This is a genomic window from Citrobacter sp. SX206 (assembly GCF_024181025.1).
Lineage (GTDB): Bacteria > Pseudomonadota > Gammaproteobacteria > Enterobacterales > Enterobacteriaceae > Citrobacter > Citrobacter youngae.
The window spans coordinates 2,825,954-2,842,691 of record NZ_CP049738.1; the positions used below are offsets into that span (position 1 = coordinate 2,825,954).

General features: G+C 42.9%; 11 protein-coding genes. All 11 read right to left on the minus strand.

Annotation, left to right across the window (positions count from 1 at the left end; genetic code table 11):
* Positions 1-3: 3 nt before the first annotated feature.
* Complete coding sequence (locus tag G8S19_RS13990) at positions 4-3,732, minus strand: glycosyltransferase (protein ID WP_253685404.1); 3,729 nt, start codon at positions 3,730-3,732, stop codon at positions 4-6.
* 306 nt (positions 3,733-4,038) lie between these two features.
* Entirely contained in the window at positions 4,039-5,037 is a 999-nt protein-coding gene (locus tag G8S19_RS13995; protein WP_101741467.1) for a class I SAM-dependent methyltransferase, read from the minus strand.
* Positions 5,027-6,253, minus strand: a complete 1,227-nt coding sequence (locus G8S19_RS14000; protein ID WP_101741468.1) for an ABC transporter ATP-binding protein — start codon at positions 6,251-6,253, stop codon at positions 5,027-5,029. Before G8S19_RS14000 ends, G8S19_RS13995 begins: the two co-directional genes overlap by 11 nt.
* A complete protein-coding gene (locus G8S19_RS14005) occupies positions 6,253-7,047 on the minus strand; it encodes an ABC transporter permease (RefSeq protein ID WP_253685406.1) in 795 nt (264 codons plus the stop codon). Before G8S19_RS14005 ends, G8S19_RS14000 begins: the two co-directional genes overlap by 1 nt.
* Positions 7,048-8,424: a phosphomannomutase CpsG gene (gene cpsG / locus G8S19_RS14010; protein ID WP_253685408.1), complete on the minus strand. Its 1,377-nt coding sequence runs from the start codon at positions 8,422-8,424 to the stop codon at positions 7,048-7,050.
* 20 nt (positions 8,425-8,444) lie between these two features.
* The gene (locus G8S19_RS14015) at positions 8,445-9,860 is read right to left on the minus strand and encodes a mannose-1-phosphate guanylyltransferase/mannose-6-phosphate isomerase (protein ID WP_061067686.1); all 1,416 of its coding nucleotides are present in this window, start codon (positions 9,858-9,860) and stop codon (positions 8,445-8,447) included.
* 381 nt (positions 9,861-10,241) lie between these two features.
* Complete coding sequence (gene galF / locus G8S19_RS14020) at positions 10,242-11,132, minus strand: GalU regulator GalF (RefSeq protein WP_253685410.1); 891 nt, start codon at positions 11,130-11,132, stop codon at positions 10,242-10,244.
* A gap of 165 nt (positions 11,133-11,297) precedes the next feature.
* Positions 11,298-12,686, minus strand: a complete 1,389-nt coding sequence (gene wcaM, locus G8S19_RS14025) for a colanic acid biosynthesis protein WcaM (RefSeq protein ID WP_061067684.1) — start codon at positions 12,684-12,686, stop codon at positions 11,298-11,300.
* Positions 12,687-12,697: 11 nt separating this feature from the next.
* Positions 12,698-13,918, minus strand: coding sequence for a colanic acid biosynthesis glycosyltransferase WcaL (wcaL, locus tag G8S19_RS14030; protein ID WP_061067683.1), 1,221 nt, complete (start codon positions 13,916-13,918; stop codon positions 12,698-12,700).
* Positions 13,915-15,195: a colanic acid biosynthesis pyruvyl transferase WcaK gene (gene wcaK, locus G8S19_RS14035; protein WP_172741520.1), complete on the minus strand. Its 1,281-nt coding sequence runs from the start codon at positions 15,193-15,195 to the stop codon at positions 13,915-13,917. Before wcaK ends, wcaL begins: the two co-directional genes overlap by 4 nt.
* Before the next feature lie 63 nt (positions 15,196-15,258).
* Entirely contained in the window at positions 15,259-16,737 is a 1,479-nt protein-coding gene (locus tag G8S19_RS14040; protein ID WP_253685412.1) for an MOP flippase family protein, read from the minus strand.
* Between the last annotated feature and the right edge of the window lies 1 nt (position 16,738).

Consider the following 16,738-nt stretch of genomic DNA (forward strand, 5'->3'; position numbering starts at 1 on the left):
TTCTTACTCACCGTTTAACTGTTGAACATTTTTAAGTACAGCATTAATCAATTGCTTAGTACTTTGTGACCATGTTAGCCAATTGAGATTTTCAATCTTTGGTATTTTATGATTTTCTTTCAGCAAAATCCATTCTTTAATAGCCACTGCAATTTGAGATGAATTCCCTGAAAAATAATAAACTGCATCACCGCCGACCTCCCTGAACACAGGAATATCCCTGGCGATGACAGGTAAATTATGTTGTGCCGCTTCTATTATTGGCAACCCAAACCCTTCACCAGTGCTAGCACAAATTAGGCAAGAGGACATTTCATAAATCTCAGCTAAAAGATTATCATCAATACCTGAGAACCAGAAAAAAAGTTTATTAAGCTGAGGATGATTTTTAATCTTGTTCACAAGACCTTCTACCATCCACCCTTCTTTGCCAACAAACACTAAATTTACATCTAAATTATCGAGCCATAATTGCTCAAATGCTTTCAGAATTTCTGCATGTTGCTTGCGTGGTTCTATAGTGCTAACAACAAGGAATGTATTTTTATTTTTAAGACTGCTAATGGCGTTATAAAGATCATCATTGTTTTTATGAGCTGAAGGCTTAACAGCAGGATTAGCACCTAAGTGAAAGTAATCAATAGACAGATGTTTTAAGTTATCTGGTTCATTTTCTGCAACCCACTCTCTAAGTTCATTTGCAACTGTATTAGAAATGCAAATTGCAGAATCAAATGTTGTAATCCTTGAAAACCATTCGTTATATGCTTCTTTAGCGCCGGGGAAAAAATGTTGCGGTTGATTCACCGGCAATAAATCATATACTACATAGCTAATATGCACTCCACCATTCTGCATTTCCTTCAGCTTTTTATATTGTGACTTCACTATTTCTGGCTGCAAATCCAGACCTAAAAAAACATCACCTTCATAATAGTCAATTGGGTTGTCTTCAGCCCAGTTAGCTGGAATATTTAAAAGTTTGCATCCATATTTTCTAGCATTAAAGAAACCTTCTGATTCATTTGTTGCATAGACTAACTCAACATTATAATCACTAGGTGATTCAGTCAGCAAACTACTTATAACTTCTCTTACAACCCGCTGAATACCACTCTTTGCATCTCTTTGAATCAGTTCTGAGATATCTACAAATAATTTTTTCTTTCTTGGCGTCGGCACAAAGTTCTTGGCTATGCTCTCACAAACACTTAAACAATCATTATCGTTACTTCCTAACAACTTAGTAACAGCATGTATTATATGATGTGGTTGTGGTGAAGGCTTACGATAGAAATCTTCAATTGCAGACACATATTTTTCAGCACATACCCTTGGATGGTAATATTTTCGCAATTCAGCAAATGCAGAGTTAGATATTTTCGAACGATAAGAAGGATCAGTGTATAATTTGCTTAATGCTTGAACAAGCTCCTCGTTATCGAAAGAATCAGGTAGCATCTCAACGCAATCACGTTTCAGCTCGGCCATTGACCCATTCGCATTTACAATCGTTGCAAGCCCATAATTCATGCAATCCAATACTGCAGCAGAAGATTCACCACGGGAGTTTGATCTTAATTGAACCCCAATATCTGCTGCTGACAGCCAGTGGCTGTACTCTTCATTGCTTAGCCAGCCAGTTACTCTTATATTGCATTTGCAATTATTAATCAGCTTATCAATAATTGTACCATATCGATCACCCGGTTTCTCACCTGCAAAAACCAAACAACATTTACTGTCTTTTGATAGAGGGGAATCAATCCAAGCCTGAATTAGTTCTTTATTTAATTTCGTAGGTCCCATGAGTCCAAAGCTACAGACGATCAATGCTTCAGAATCAAGACCTAAGACTTTACGCGAATCTGCTTTGCTAAAATTTTTAGCTGGAATACGTAAGAGGGGTATCGTCTCCCATTTTGGTAACGAGCTGGCGCCATACTCTTTGATGGCTAATTGTCTAGAGTATTCCGAGTGAGTTATTACACCTAAACTATTTTGAAGGACTGATATATTGCATGGATATTTATAAATCACATCAGCAGTATCTTCGGATTTATAGCGCATAGAAACAGCTGGCCAGCCACTTGATTTGAATAACTCCTTCTCCCACCCATTAATTGTATGATGTAGATGCAGATCCATATGAGCAACTATTCCGGATAAGAAATAATCATGTAATACTACAACGCCAGGATAGTTTCTCAAGAGTTCAAACATATGCCAGTGAAAACTCGAATTGCCAAAATGATATACTATTCGATCATACGTTTCGGCATTCGCTTTAAACCATTCAATAGTCTGAATACCACAAACTGCATGAAGAAAAGGATCATTAATTTCTTCACCAGATATGGTGATCAAATCTATATGATAAAAGGCAGTCAGTTCTCTTAACAGTTCAGCACTATAATGTGCGATGCCACTTTTCATCGGTGGAAGCGGTGAAAAATATGCAAGTTTTTTTAATGTCCTATTGCTTTCGACAAAAGCAGTCGCATTCAGTTTAGTTGAGTTGATATTATTATTAATTGCAGCCCATGCTAAATTAGCAGTTTGTTCCCATGAAAAACATTCACATTGTTTACTGGAGTGTTTTTCAAGTTCTTCCCGAAAACAATTGTCATTAATTAAATTTGACATACTTGAGCAGATATCTGCAATGTCATAAGGGTCAAACAATGCTTGTTTATTATTTATTACTTCTGGAATGCTAGAGTATTTCCCACCGATTACAGCCTTTCCACACTGCATAGCTTCCAGAATAGGTAATCCAAATCCTTCGTGCCATGAAGGAAATACAAAAAACTCACATAAATTATAAAAGATTAGCAAATCCTCTTCACTAATATAACCAGTGAAGATAACCTCATCATGATTCAAACCGACCTTTTTGCAGAGCTTCTTCAATCTTGTAAGGTCTTGTTCTGTAATTGAGCAAACAATTGCCAATTGATAGTCTTTGCGTTGAACAAAACTTAACAATGCATAAGCTTCAATTAACCTTTCAATATTTTTTCTAAAATCAATACCGCCAGTGTAAAGTATATACTTCCGTGTTATATTAAACTTAATTTTCCAATCATTGATATCACCCTCTGAATAAACATGCTTTTCAAAAAATGATGAGGCTGCAGTAGAAATATTAAATACTTTATTAGCATCAAAATGTAGGTAATCTACAGCTTCCTTACCTGACGACTGCGATATAGAAAGAACAAAGTCTGCTCTTTTAAGATTTACTATTTTCTTAAGATACCAGTCTTTAACAACTGGATTCTCTAAATAGATATTTTCATGAATTAATGGAATGAGGTCATATAGAATAACGGCAGTTTTCACCGGCTTTTCATAGGTATTGATGCTTGTTACTGCATCATCAACTAAGCCTTCAAATAGTGAAGTTAAAATTACTAAATCGGGTTCGAGTCTGGATATATAGTTTTCACGAATTCTTTCAGCGATTTCAATCTTAGATTTATTCTCTATATTAATATATGAAACGCCTGGTGTTGAATACCATACACGAAATGATATGTCATCAACGTGTTCGAAAAACTCATCTTTAATAGCGCCAACAGACTCCTGTAGCATTCCATTGCATAGCAAAATTATATTATTATCTTTATTTTGCTGAACAAATGATTTCACAAAGTTTAAGATATATCGGCCAATCCCTCTTTTTGAGTTGCTTGCCTGCAATCCCTGCATGTCGATTACAATACGCATATATCACTACTCTTTATTATTTTTTAAAATTTCGAACATCCGCTGTGTTTGCTCAGACAAGTTATATTCAATTACAACATTTTTCCTCATGGCTAATGAAGGTTGAGACTCAGGGGTTTTATGAACATAGACTGACTTACTAATTTTGGCATGAATTCTCTTCAGCGAATCATATAAATTCGATTTTAACAAAAGCCTAATGATTCGTTCCCTTAACCTTTCATTCGAGTTAATAATTCTAAATAATCGCATAATGATTCTTGACAAAATTATTTTCATTGATCCGCACCTGATTTTGAAGTATTTCTAACGCCTAATCGACCTTATTTTTGACTTAATCCTATTAAAAATACTTCTACTTATTAAATGTCTAATCTCATTAATTTCAGAGCCTTGCCTGGAAATTTCTAAATTTTGTCTTGTAATTTCTGAAACTTGTCTCACAATCTGAGATTGCAATTCAGAGTTTGTTTCTCTAAGTATACTGCATGCTTCTGAAATTAAATTAAGTTCTCGTTTGAGCGCATCAATTTCGATTGAGAGCTTATGGAATTTATTATTTAAACCTGAGTCAAATTTATTGGCAAGAGCATTAAATGACAACCCATATTCTAAATTAAATGCCTCATCAAAATAAGCCATTACAGAATCATCAGATTTCTTTTGTGCAACGACACTATAATCGGGACTTACACCTGCAATGACATCGATTAGCTCAATATTTTCTTTGCTGTACAGTATTTTATTTTCCTGAAGTCTTAATACTTTTGTTCTTGCAAAACCTATATATTCAGTTAAAAATGACAATAGCTGGTTTGGAATTGGCTGTATATGAGTTGGGTCTAAATAAAAACTACTTGATGCAACTACAATATTCTCAGGGTTTGGTGTTTCCAGAATAAGAATCCCACCAGGCTTAAGTACGCGTAGTGACTCGTGGATAAGTAATTTAACATTATCAAACCCGATATGTTCTACAACATGGAACGAGGAGACAACATCGACAGAATTATCCTGAAATTGCTTTAGAAAGCTAATTGCATCATCTTGAACAACATCAAGGCCAAGGTCAGTACAGTATGACAGCATGCCCTCATCTAAATCAGCCCCTTTGGCAGTAAACCCCACGGCAGTGACAAGTTCCAACCATTCGCCTCTACCGCATCCAAGATCCAACAGCACAGGATCTCTTGATGTTACTGAGAAGGGCTTAATAAAGGGAAGATAAACGCGCAAGCGATTTTTAATATCTTCCCTATCACCTCGATGCATCCCTTCGAACGAACTATAGAAGCTATCTTTCATCTACCTGTACCTCGGGTGGTAACCACGCAACCCCAACAAATGGACTTTGACTAAAGTTAATTACATTAAATACTAATGCCAGATCCCTCCATTCGTAGTTATTACCTATATGTGTGTCTTTATCATGTAATGCTATCGCAACAGAATAACTGCCTTCCCCTATATTTAGATCAAAGTCAAAACGGTATTTAAATTTTTGTCCCGCCTGAAGATTTTTCAACTGCTTATTATTGTGATAAGTGTTAGTTCCATACACAGGTTGCCCTAATCTATCTTTAATCATATAACCCAGAACTAACTCTTTAATATCCTTATGTATGGTTACAGATATATCTAATGTTACTTTTTCACCCACACCTAAAATCTCAGCCTCTTTGCCTTCTTTATTCAACAAAGAAACACTTTCAATCTTAGCTTCGCCGGTTCCAGATATGGTTTTTGTTATTCCATTTTCGACTTCTTGTTTGATATTTTTTGCCGATGTTGACTTCTCCGATAACATGGCATTGTAGTAATCCATTACCGTTTCTGGATCTCCTTGAATTTCAATCTCACCAGCATTTAAGAGAATGGCTTTATCGCATATAGACTGTATTGCCAGTTTATCATGCGAAACAATTAACAACGTCGTCCCCTCAGTCCTGAACTGACGGATTCTATCGAAGCTCTTATGCTGAAAATAAGAATCCCCCACTGACAACGCTTCATCAATAATCAAAATATCTGGTCTAACAGCAGTTGCTACGCTAAATGCCAGCCTCATTTGCATACCACTAGAGTACACCCTTACTGGTTGATCGATATAATCACCAATCTCTGCAAATTCTTCGATTTCAGGCATCAAACGCTCGATATCTTCATTACTGAGTCCTAATAGTTGCCCTGACATGTAAACATTTTGTCGGCCGGTGAAATCAGGATGGAATCCCATCCCTAACTCAAGTAATGCAGCAACCCTACCAGTAAGTTCGATCTTACCAGTCGTCGGTTTTATCGTACCAGTAATGAGCTTGAGAAGTGTGCTTTTGCCTGCGCCATTGATGCCAATAATACCAACAGCCTCACCAGGCTGCACGACGAAGTTAATGCCTTTTAATATCCATTTTTTATCATGTCGAATAGCATTTGTTGGTGAAAACCATTCAAGCAAGCGACTAAATCTGGTGCGGTAAACCTTATAGGCTTTACTCACATTTTGCACTACAATCTTTGCCATTATAATTCATCCACCATATCAGATGCGTGTTTTCTAAACAATGAAAGTCCCAATACGCATAATACTCCACCTGATATCAAAACAGGTATAATACTCATCCAATCTATTGGCTGCTGGTGAATATAAATGCGTTGATAATTTTCAACAAGAATTGCTAATGGATTATAGCTTAATATTTCCCGTGCTTTTTCCGGTAGTGCATCAAGCACATATACTATCGGTGTGAACCAAAACCAAAATTGTAATAAGATGCCAACAAACTGACCGATATCCCTGAAGAATACATTAAGAATACCAAGAACCATACCAAGCCCTACTGAAAATATAATTTGAACCACTAAAAGAGGTATTATTTGAATTATATTCAGAGGATGAAGATTTCCTGTAAATAGTAAAAACAAAACAAATAATGTGTAAATAATAACAAAATTAATTATTGCTGAGAATGTTACTATTATTGGCAAGCAAATCCTTGGAAAATTAAGTTTCTTTAAAAGAGCTGCGCTTTCAATAAATATATTCGTACAACGAGTTACGATCTCAGCGAACAATCCCCATGTAATTATACCAATACATAAATATATACTATACATATATACTCCCCCAGTACCAGGCAACCTGGTTTTCATAACCTGGGAAAATACCAGTGTATATACCAATATCATAGCTAGTGGCTGCAATATCAGCCACATAGCACCTAGCATACTTGTTCTATACTTTACCTGGAATTCTCGCTTAACGCTTCCAAGTATAAACCAACGATATTTATATATAATCAGCAGCAAATCTTTCATTTATTTTTCTGCCATTAACGCTAAAATTTCATCTGTTTTCATTTGCATTAATGCAATATTATTTTTTGACTCTACATTTAATCTTACAACAGGCTCAGTATTTGACGAACGAAGGTTGAAACGCCAATCATCATATTCAATGCTAATGCCATCAGTATGGTCAATATTTAGTGCTTCTGACTTATATATATCGGAAATACGTTGAATCGCAGTATTAGCATTTTCAAGTTTACGGTTAATTTCACCGGAAGCAGGAAAAGCCTGCATGCGTTGTCTAACTAAATCGGTAAGAGATAGTTTCTTCACACACAGCATCTCAGAAACAAGTAACCACGGAATCATCCCACTATCGCAATATGCAAAATCACGGAAGTAGTGATGAGCACTCATCTCTCCGCCGTAGATCGCATCTTCCTTACGCATACGCTCTTTGATGAAGGCGTGGCCCGTTTTAGACATCACAGGAATGCCGCCAGCTTTAGTCACAATATCGATGGTATTCCAGGTCAGTCGCGGGTCATGGATGATCTTCGCGCCTGGTTCTTTTTGTAAGAATGCTTCGGCTAACAGACCTACAATGTAATAGCCTTCGATAAACTGCCCTTCCCCATCAAACAGGAAGCAACGGTCAAAATCGCCGTCAAATGCGATCCCCAAATCTGCGCCATGTTCTTTAACAGCGTCAGCAGTGTCTTTGCGGCATTCTGGTAACAGAGGATTAGGGATCCCGTTAGGGAAAGTGCCATCCGGCTGGTGATGAACTTTAATAAATGTAACAGGAACATTAGCAGCAACGAAACGTTCTTCAATTGCGTCAATGACATGGCCTGCAGCACCATTGCCAGAGTTAACCACAAGCTTCATTGGACGAGTGAAGTTCGCGAAATCAATGTAGCCCATTAAGTGATCGACATAAGCATCAAGGATAGAAATCTTCTTGTAGCTTCCGCGCAGTTGGGCATCAACAGGCGCGAAATTATTTTCTTCGGCTAAACGCTGCACATCGCGTAGTCCTGTGTCACCACTGATAGGTTTCGCATTTTCGCGAACCAGTTTCATTCCGTTATAATCCATCGGATTATGACTGGCGGTAACTTCGATGCCGCCATCTACACCAAGATGGAAGGTTGCAAAATAGATCTCTTCTGTCCCGCTTAAACCAATATCTAGGATATCGGTACCCGCATCCATTAGGCCATTCGCTAATGCCAGTTTCAGGCTCTCGCTGGTTAAGCGTACGTCACCACCCACCACGATTGTTTTAGGCTTGAGGAATTCACCGTATGCGCGACCAATGCGATACGCAATATCTTCATTTAATTCTTCGCCTAATTTTCCACGAATATCATAGGCTTTAAAACAAGTCAGCTTAGACATAGATCTTTATACCTTCAAAATTAGCAACGACCATACTGGTCTTTAATACGAATAATGTCATCATCCCCTAAATAGGAGCCGGATTGGATCTCAAGCAGTTCCAATGGAATCTTGCCTGGGTTTTCCAGTCGATGTTGTGCTCCGATGGGAATAAAGGTTGATTGGTTTTCAGTCAGCAGGAATTTTTGATCTTTAATCGTTACTTCACCCGTGCCTGAAAGCACAACCCAGTGTTCGGTCCGGTGATGATGCATCTGCATCGAAAATGCTGCCCCCGGTTTAACGGTGATCCGATTTACATTAAAACGCTCGGTCTGTACCACCACATCGCATCGCCCCCACGGACGGTATATTTCCCGGTGACGCTTATATTCACTGCGATGATTAGCTTTAAGATACTCAACAACTTTCTTAACATCCTGCACCTGATCTTTATCAACGACCAGTACGGCATCTTTTGTATTAATGATCACCAGATTATCGACACCGATAGCGGCAACCAATTTTTCATCAGTGTTGATATAGCAGTTATTTGCGTTGTGCATGAAGGTATCACCCGTCAGGACATTACCTTTTTTATCTTTAGGGCTCACTTCCCATAGTGCCGACCAGGAACCCACGTCACTCCAGTCTGCATCAAGCCCAACGACGACAGCATCTGTCGTTTTCTCCATGACCGCGTAGTCAACAGACTCATCCGGACAAGCGATAAACAGATCGCGATCAATCTTGATAAACTCATCGCTATCTTTACAACCGCGGATTGCCGCCTTGCAGGACTCAAGAATATCGGGTCTGAATTTTTCCAGTTCTTCAAGATATTTCTTGGCCCGGAACATAAACATTCCGCTGTTCCAGTAATATTCACCAGACGCTAAATAACTTTCCGCGGTTTCTTTGTTCGGTTTCTCCACGAAACGGCTAACCTGGTAAGCGATATTCTCACCAAGAACTTCTTCCTTACCGCGGTGAATATAGCCATAACCTGTTTCTGCACCGGTTGGTACAATCCCAAATGTGACAAGGCGCCCCTGCATGGCAAATTTAAATGCTGACTTTACCGCCTGGTGAAATGCCGGTTTATTGTTAATGATGTGATCTGCGGCTAATACCAGAAGAATTGGGTCATCGCCATTCTCTATTGCACTTAATGCTGCCAGCGCTATTGCTGGCGCAGTATTGCGGCCAACGGGTTCAAGAATGATATTATGCGAGAGCTTGTTAATTTGTCTTAGTTGCTCAGCAACAAGAAATCTGTGTTCCTGATTGCAAATGACTACCGGTTCCCGTGCATCGACATCATCCAGACGGAGCACTGTTTCTTGCAGCATTGAACGCTGTCCATACAAACGAAGAAACTGTTTTGGGTAGAGCTCGCGCGACATCGGCCATAAACGACTACCGGTACCACCGGCCATTATCACAGGAAGTAACATCTTGGGTCCTTAAATATCAATGCGTTATACTAAACCAACGAAAAAGTTTCATCGTCGCTCAATGACAAATGGGCACGCTACCGCACTGGCTCTACAGCTACCAGGGCACTGCTCATTTTATGTTGGGCAAACAAATTGCTGATAACCCTCAACGAATAAGGGATATCTCAACCGAATATTCTCTTATTTATTCACTGTGTAGACAAGAAAAATGTCCTACGGCGGACCGGTAATTTCTTACCGATCTACCTTTTTTAGTATTTGAAATTTATAAAAAAACATTTATAGCAGCATTCTGCGGGTATCAGACAAATCATGACTCTTTACATATACTGCTACGATACTCGGTTCAAATCGCAGGCAACGAGGGTAGCAATGGCACTAGCTCAGCAGTTTTAAAATTTGATCCCTGAACTTCGGCCCTTCTTTCAGGTTGCGCAGTCCGTACTTCACAAATGCCTGCATATAGCCCATTTTCTTACCACAATCGTAGCTATCGCCGGTCATCAACATGGCATCAACAGACTGTTTTTTCGCCAGTTCAGCGATAGCATCCGTAAGCTGAATACGCCCCCACGCACCAGGCTGCGTACGCTCAATTTCCGCCCAAACATCAGCAGAAAGCACATAGCGCCCTACGGCCATCAGGTCCGAATCAAGGGTTTGCGGCTGGTCGGGTTTTTCAATGAATTCAACGATGCGGCTGACCTTACCTTCGTTGTCCAAAGGCTCTTTGGTCTGAATAACGGAATACTCGGAAAGATCGCCAGCCATACGTTTTGCCAGCACCTGACTACGCCCGGTCGCATTAAAGCGGGCCACCATTGCGGCCAGGTTGTAGCGCAGCGGATCCGCACTCGCCGTATCCAGAACGACGTCAGGTAACACCACCACAAAAGGGTTGTCCCCTATTATCGGGCGTGCACAAAGAATAGAGTGGCCCAGGCCGAGTAATTGTGCCTGACGGACGTTCATGATAGTCACACCGGGAGGGCAGATGGACTGCACTTCGGCCAGTAACTGGCGTTTAACACGCTGTTCAAGCAGCGATTCAAGTTCATAAGAGGTGTCGAAGTGGTTCTCAACCGCGTTCTTAGACGCATGTGTTACCAGAACGATTTCTTTGATACCTGCAGCTACAATCTCGTCGACAATGTATTGAATCATCGGCTTATCAACGATCGGTAGCATTTCTTTTGGGATGGCCTTTGTGGCAGGCAACATGTGCATCCCGAGGCCCGCTACCGGAATAACTGCTTTCAAATTAATCATTAAGTCATTCACCTATTCAATAGTTGCTGAATTATAGCTTTTTAGCTTGTTTTAGCCAGTATGAATTACATTGCTCAGTCAGGACGCATGTTACGCCGCTTATCGGCAGAATGCAGTAATCATAATCTTAGCCGGGTAGGTTTTTAGCCAGGAATGGTCGTAAAATTACCGGCCCGGTAGTCGAAAATTCACTGCCGTGACATTCACAACCTGGTGGTTTACGTTGTCAATATCAACCGAGCTTTGCCCAGCTTCATTAACTGCATGAATGTTGTTCAGCGAGAGCAAGGTCTCCTGTTTGGCCATAAACTTACCGCGTACATCTTTGCGCAGATCAAAGTGCATTTTCAGCGCTGGCCCGATGGTAGATTGCTGCATCACCTTGATATTTCGCAAGAAAAGATGCTGAGGTTTGTTGTGCAGCTCCAGCGTCGCGCGCTTCATCTCCACGTTGGTAATGGCCACAAATGAAGTTGCATTACCTGAGGAAATCTGAATACCACGTAATTTATAATCGAGATGTGTGTTATCCAGTTGAATATTATTTAACTTAAAGTTTTGTGGGATGGACAAATATCGTCCTTTGATCACACCGTAACCAATCAACATCCCTGCGCTATTTTTCATATTGATATTATCGATAACGAAATTATCACATCCGTAAATAGCGACTGTAGCATTGTCGATACCCGCTTTCTTGCTGAAATTCGGGGTGATATTTCGCGCGGTAATATTACGAATGATAAAATGTTTGCCGTTCTCGACATGGACTAACTGCCGACAATCCGAGCCCGTTATATTGGCTACCACAAATCTTTTCACCGCCAGTTCGTCTGGATAGGTGTTGTCGTATGTACTACCTGCCAGCCCAATACCGATACCCCAGTTAACATTTCCGTTCGTACAATTGATGCGTTCTATAACATGGTCTGAAATCACGATGTCACTGTCGTTTATCGCGACATTCCACTCGATGGCGTCACCCTGTAAATCACTAAAGCGGCTGTTGGTTATCCGTACCCCATCCATCTGGTTATGAAACCCCTGTCGCAGGATCCCGTAATTCGCATCAGTGACGGTAATGTCGTCAATGGTGAGGTTACGCATCGCTCGCGGCGTTTTCCCCCCGATATAAATTTGTGCCACAGGGGCGAAACCGCTCATGGCTATGCCTTTTATCACACAGTCGGATCCCCGAACATCAAGGGTAATATTTCGCAAGCGCCCCCCCTGCTCCCCTGTCACGCGACAGCCATCCTGCAGAATAAAGCGCCCACGACTGCTGCTACTGACCCCGCCTTGCAGATGCAACGTTTTACCAGGCGGGATCCCGATCGCGGTATTGATATTCCTGCACTCCAGACCAGCAGGCACGACAACGGTTTGCGCCTCTGAAAACGCCTGCCTGAAGGAAGCCACCCAATCCTGTGGATTGTAATCCTGAATGTTGACGCTGCCCGGTGATTCAAGCGCCCGGGCAACGGGAGAATGCAGTACGACAAGCGCAGAGCCTGCCGTCAGAAAAGTACGTCGGGAGAGTTTTTTCTCTGGCATACAACCTCGATTTACATCGTTTGCAGCAGACTGGCTAGCTGTTTGTTGATCGCAAGCTGGTTAAATTCAGCGGCTATTTTTTCGCGGGCGCACGCCACCACCGGCTTCACTTGCTCACTGTCTAGCACGCTGACCGTCGCTAATCGCTCCGCCAGGGCCTGAGCATCATTCTCTGGTGCCAGCCAACCGGACCTTCCAGACTCCACCAGCTCAGGGATCCCACTGTGTACAGTAGAGACGACCGGTATCCCTACGGCCATGGCCTCCATCAACGCCACCGGGATCCCTTCCATGTCACCATCAATTCCCGTGACGGAGGGCAACAGGAAGACATCCGCCTGCTCAAGCATCTCTTTGACCTGATGGCTGGGTTTAAATCCTGACATTTCAATCACGTCATCCAGTTGGTATTGCTCGATAAGCGTACGTAATCGACGCTCCCAAGGGCCAATTCCCAGAATGCGATAACGAAATGAGATACCCCGCTCTTTCAACTGGCGACACGCTTCGATAGCGACATGCAGCCCTTTTTTCTCGGTTAACCGTGCAACGGAGAGAATTTCTAGCGGCGTGCCCGGCGCTTTCACCTCACGGGGTGTAAAACGCGTCATATCAATCCCCATACGCGATACCGCTATTTTATGCGGTGGGCATCCCATATTCCGCAAACGTCCGGCCCAGAGATTGCTGATGGGCAACATCAAATCACCGCGCTGAAACAGCTTCTGATATTCGGGGGTATAGCGGGAAAGGATGTCCCGATGTGAAACATCAATACCATGGAAGACAGTGGCTATTTTGCCGCGGAGCACGCCGAGTTCACGTAGTTTGGCCGCCGTTACGCCAGCGGGTCCAAAGTGCGCAATAAAGACATCGGCCTGGAATGCTCGTGGGGTTAGCGCACAGATGGACGCTAAAATCAGATTACGCGCCTCATCACCATAGCGTGGAACATTGAGCGCTTTCCAGGTCGCTGTCCGGGTGATGCCTTGTAAAATCGTCGTAGTGCGATATTTCAGCTTTGCCAACCTGCCAGCCGGTTCTTTCAATAACCATCGTGTTTTTTCGCCCAGGCGGTAGTCCATATAGGATGCATGGGTGTTATCAAGATCGCCCTGATATAACGCGATAATTTCAACATCATGCCCCATATCGATAAACGCGGTGATCTGATTCAGCACAAAGGTTTCAGAGGACAGCGGAAATTTAAGCAGGAAAAAGCTGACTTTCATTTCCCCTCCTGAATACGCGTTAATACCGATTGCACCATACGCCTACCGTGTTCACGTTCACGCTTAACCGCCTCCGCCACCCTGACGTTAAGTTCAGCGAGCCGTCCCAGGTTATCGGCAACCTTGCCTTCAAGACTACCATCCAGCAGATGGCGGATATCAACCGCCATTTCCGCTAACCCCAGTTGCTGCATAATTCCCGCCGATTTGTGCTCATAATTAATGGCTATCGCCGGCGTCATAAAGTTCATCGAGATAATGGCAGAGTGCAGGCGTGTGCCCACCGTCAGGTCACATGCGCCTAATATTTTTCCCATTTCGAGATCGTTTAGTTCATCCATGACCACGTGATAACGGGCCGGATCGTTAACGTACTGACGCAGGTTCAGTGCAACCATGCGATCATCTTTGTTGTAACTATCAATACCTGTACAGGTTGAGAGCGCCATCACCTGGTAACCTTCATCAAGGATCCGATTAACCACGCCGGCAAAGGCTTGCTCATAGGCCTGTTGTGTGGTTCCAAGACGCTTATCAAACGGCGCCAGTTCACGTAATGTAATGGCGACAGTCTTCTGCTTTGCAGCCGTTTGTAGCCAGTGCTGTACGGCATAACCCGGGTCAAAGTCATCGTGATGGTTATCTACCAGCCAGGCGGTATCCACACCCGACTCGACTTTCTCTGTCGTTATTTCACTGCGTTTCATCAGTTCCAGACTGACCGATTCGCGTAAAATTAACGCATTGCAGTGCCCAAAAACGTAGTTCGCCAACTGATTGAACTGTGCATCCTGAAATGGCCCTACGCTGTGACCAATCATGTACAGCGGTTTTTTAGCCATAAACGAACACAAGGCATGTTCAAACTGCGTCACGCCATACAGATCGACAAAAAACGATCCGCCGACCTGGATAATGGCGTCATAACGCGACAACAAGCGGACAAAGTCAGTAAACCCCTGAGCAATAGCGATATTGCGCAGATTCCCGGAATCGATGACGCGCGAGAGCAGCACCTGATGCTGATAGCGACGACGCAGCACTTTCTTTACGCGGCCCATAACGCCTGCAGCATTGTTATGCTGCTTCATCTGTGAATACAGTGGATCGCCCATCACCGGTCGGTTTAGTAACCAGGAGGAACTCACCGGGTAGCGGCTCATCACATCCACTTCAGTCTCTGGCTGGAGCGTATGAATGGCATCCAGCAAACCGCGCAAAATGGCGCTGTCCCCGCGATTACCGCAGGTGTGGTTGCCCAGAATCAGTAATTTCATCATGACCTCTTAAAATCAGTGCGGATGACGGTTTTCCCGTCTCCGGACGACAACAAACGCAATTCACCCTGCGCGGAACAAGGCTTTCATTTTTTCACCACGGCAGAACTGGCGTTTGATTTCCACCACCAGCGGATGACGCGACAGCACAATCATCACGACAAACACCAGCGCGCCAGCGGTTATCTGTAGGCTCAGCAACGCACTTAACGGCAATTTATTTTGCAATGTCATTCCCAGCGCATAGCTCACCACCAGCGTGGGTAAAGAGAGATAGAACGGTAGCCACAGGCTGAGCATGTACTGCCGATAGCTCGGTCCCAGTACCGGTTTGATCATCACGAAATAGCTCAGGATGGTGTTTATGACCTGTACCAGTAAAAAACCCAGCGTGACGCCAATCACACCCGCCATATTTCCGCCAACCAGGATGGCGGGGATAAACAAAAAGGTTTTGAAAATATTGAATTTGAAGCTGATATCAACCCGGGCTTTGGCCATCAGCAGTGAGCCTATCGGATTACCGACTGAGCGCAGCAGACCCACAATGCACAGCAGTTGCAGCACCGGAACAATACTGTTCCACTTTTCGCCAAACACCAGCGGTACGACGTTATTTGATACCACCATCAGTCCCAGTAGGGCCGGAAAATTGATAATGCCAACAACAGATAGCAGCTTGTAAAAATTGACCCGTAGTTTTTCGGTATCGTCCTGAATTTTGGCAAACGCAGGAAACAGTACTCGGGTAATTATCGGATTCAGTTTGATTGGCGGTACAACTGCCACGTTCCAGGCAAGATTGAAGCCTCCTGCCACGCCAGCACCCAGGGTTCTGGCCAGCACCAGCGTCGAAAGGTTGGTATTCACATAATTGATAATGCTGTCCGCCGTCAGCCACGCCCCAAAGCGCAGATTTTGCGACACGGATGAAAGTGAAAAACATAGCCCTGGTCGATATATTTTGCGACCAAAATAGCCAAACAGCAGTGTACGTAGCGTACTATTCACCAGATACCCAACAATGGCAGTCATAGCGATCGGCCAAAAATGCGCGCTAACCACGGTAAAAGTAAAACCGGCCAGTACTGAACTGGTTTCAATCATGCCAATTTTGTTGAAGGCCAGTTCTTTTTGCATCAGCGCACGGAACTGCTGCCCATGCGGGATCACCACAAACGCCAGCGCTAAGGTTTTAATCAGTGGCACCAGCTCAGGGTTATTAAGCGCATCGGCAATGGTTGCGCTGAGCGCAAACATAGCAATACATACGACTATCCCCAGCCCAACGTTTAACCAGTACAAGGTGGTTAGTTCAAGATAACCTATTTCTTTGCGCTGAATAATCGAGTTGGCGATGCCAAAATCAGACAGCGTATCGGCCAGCGCTATAATCACCAGCGACACGGTTAATAACCCGAACTGATGATTATCAATAATCCGTGCCATCACCGTCATCTGAATGAGCCCCAGACCGATGATGATTACCGTAGCAATGGCTGACCATTTGGCACCGTTGAGAGTTTTTTCTCGTAAACTCATA

Coding starts and splice junctions, on each gene's coding strand:
- cpsG (WP_253685408.1), bottom strand. CDS start 8,424: ATGTCTAAGCTGACTTGTTTTAAAGCCTATGATATTCGTGGAAAATTA.
- G8S19_RS14000 (WP_101741468.1), bottom strand. CDS start 6,253: ATGGCAAAGATTGTAGTGCAAAATGTGAGTAAAGCCTATAAGGTTTAC.
- wcaL (WP_061067683.1), bottom strand. CDS start 13,918: ATGAAAGTCAGCTTTTTCCTGCTTAAATTTCCGCTGTCCTCTGAAACC.
- G8S19_RS13990 (WP_253685404.1), bottom strand. CDS start 3,732: ATGCGTATTGTAATCGACATGCAGGGATTGCAGGCAAGCAACTCAAAA.
- G8S19_RS14015 (WP_061067686.1), bottom strand. CDS start 9,860: ATGTTACTTCCTGTGATAATGGCCGGTGGTACCGGTAGTCGTTTATGG.
- G8S19_RS14040 (WP_253685412.1), bottom strand. CDS start 16,737: ATGAGTTTACGAGAAAAAACTCTCAACGGTGCCAAATGGTCAGCCATT.
- wcaM (WP_061067684.1), bottom strand. CDS start 12,686: ATGCCAGAGAAAAAACTCTCCCGACGTACTTTTCTGACGGCAGGCTCT.
- galF (WP_253685410.1), bottom strand. CDS start 11,132: ATGATTAATTTGAAAGCAGTTATTCCGGTAGCGGGCCTCGGGATGCAC.
- G8S19_RS13995 (WP_101741467.1), bottom strand. CDS start 5,037: ATGAAAGATAGCTTCTATAGTTCGTTCGAAGGGATGCATCGAGGTGAT.
- wcaK (WP_172741520.1), bottom strand. CDS start 15,195: ATGAAATTACTGATTCTGGGCAACCACACCTGCGGTAATCGCGGGGAC.
- G8S19_RS14005 (WP_253685406.1), bottom strand. CDS start 7,047: ATGAAAGATTTGCTGCTGATTATATATAAATATCGTTGGTTTATACTT.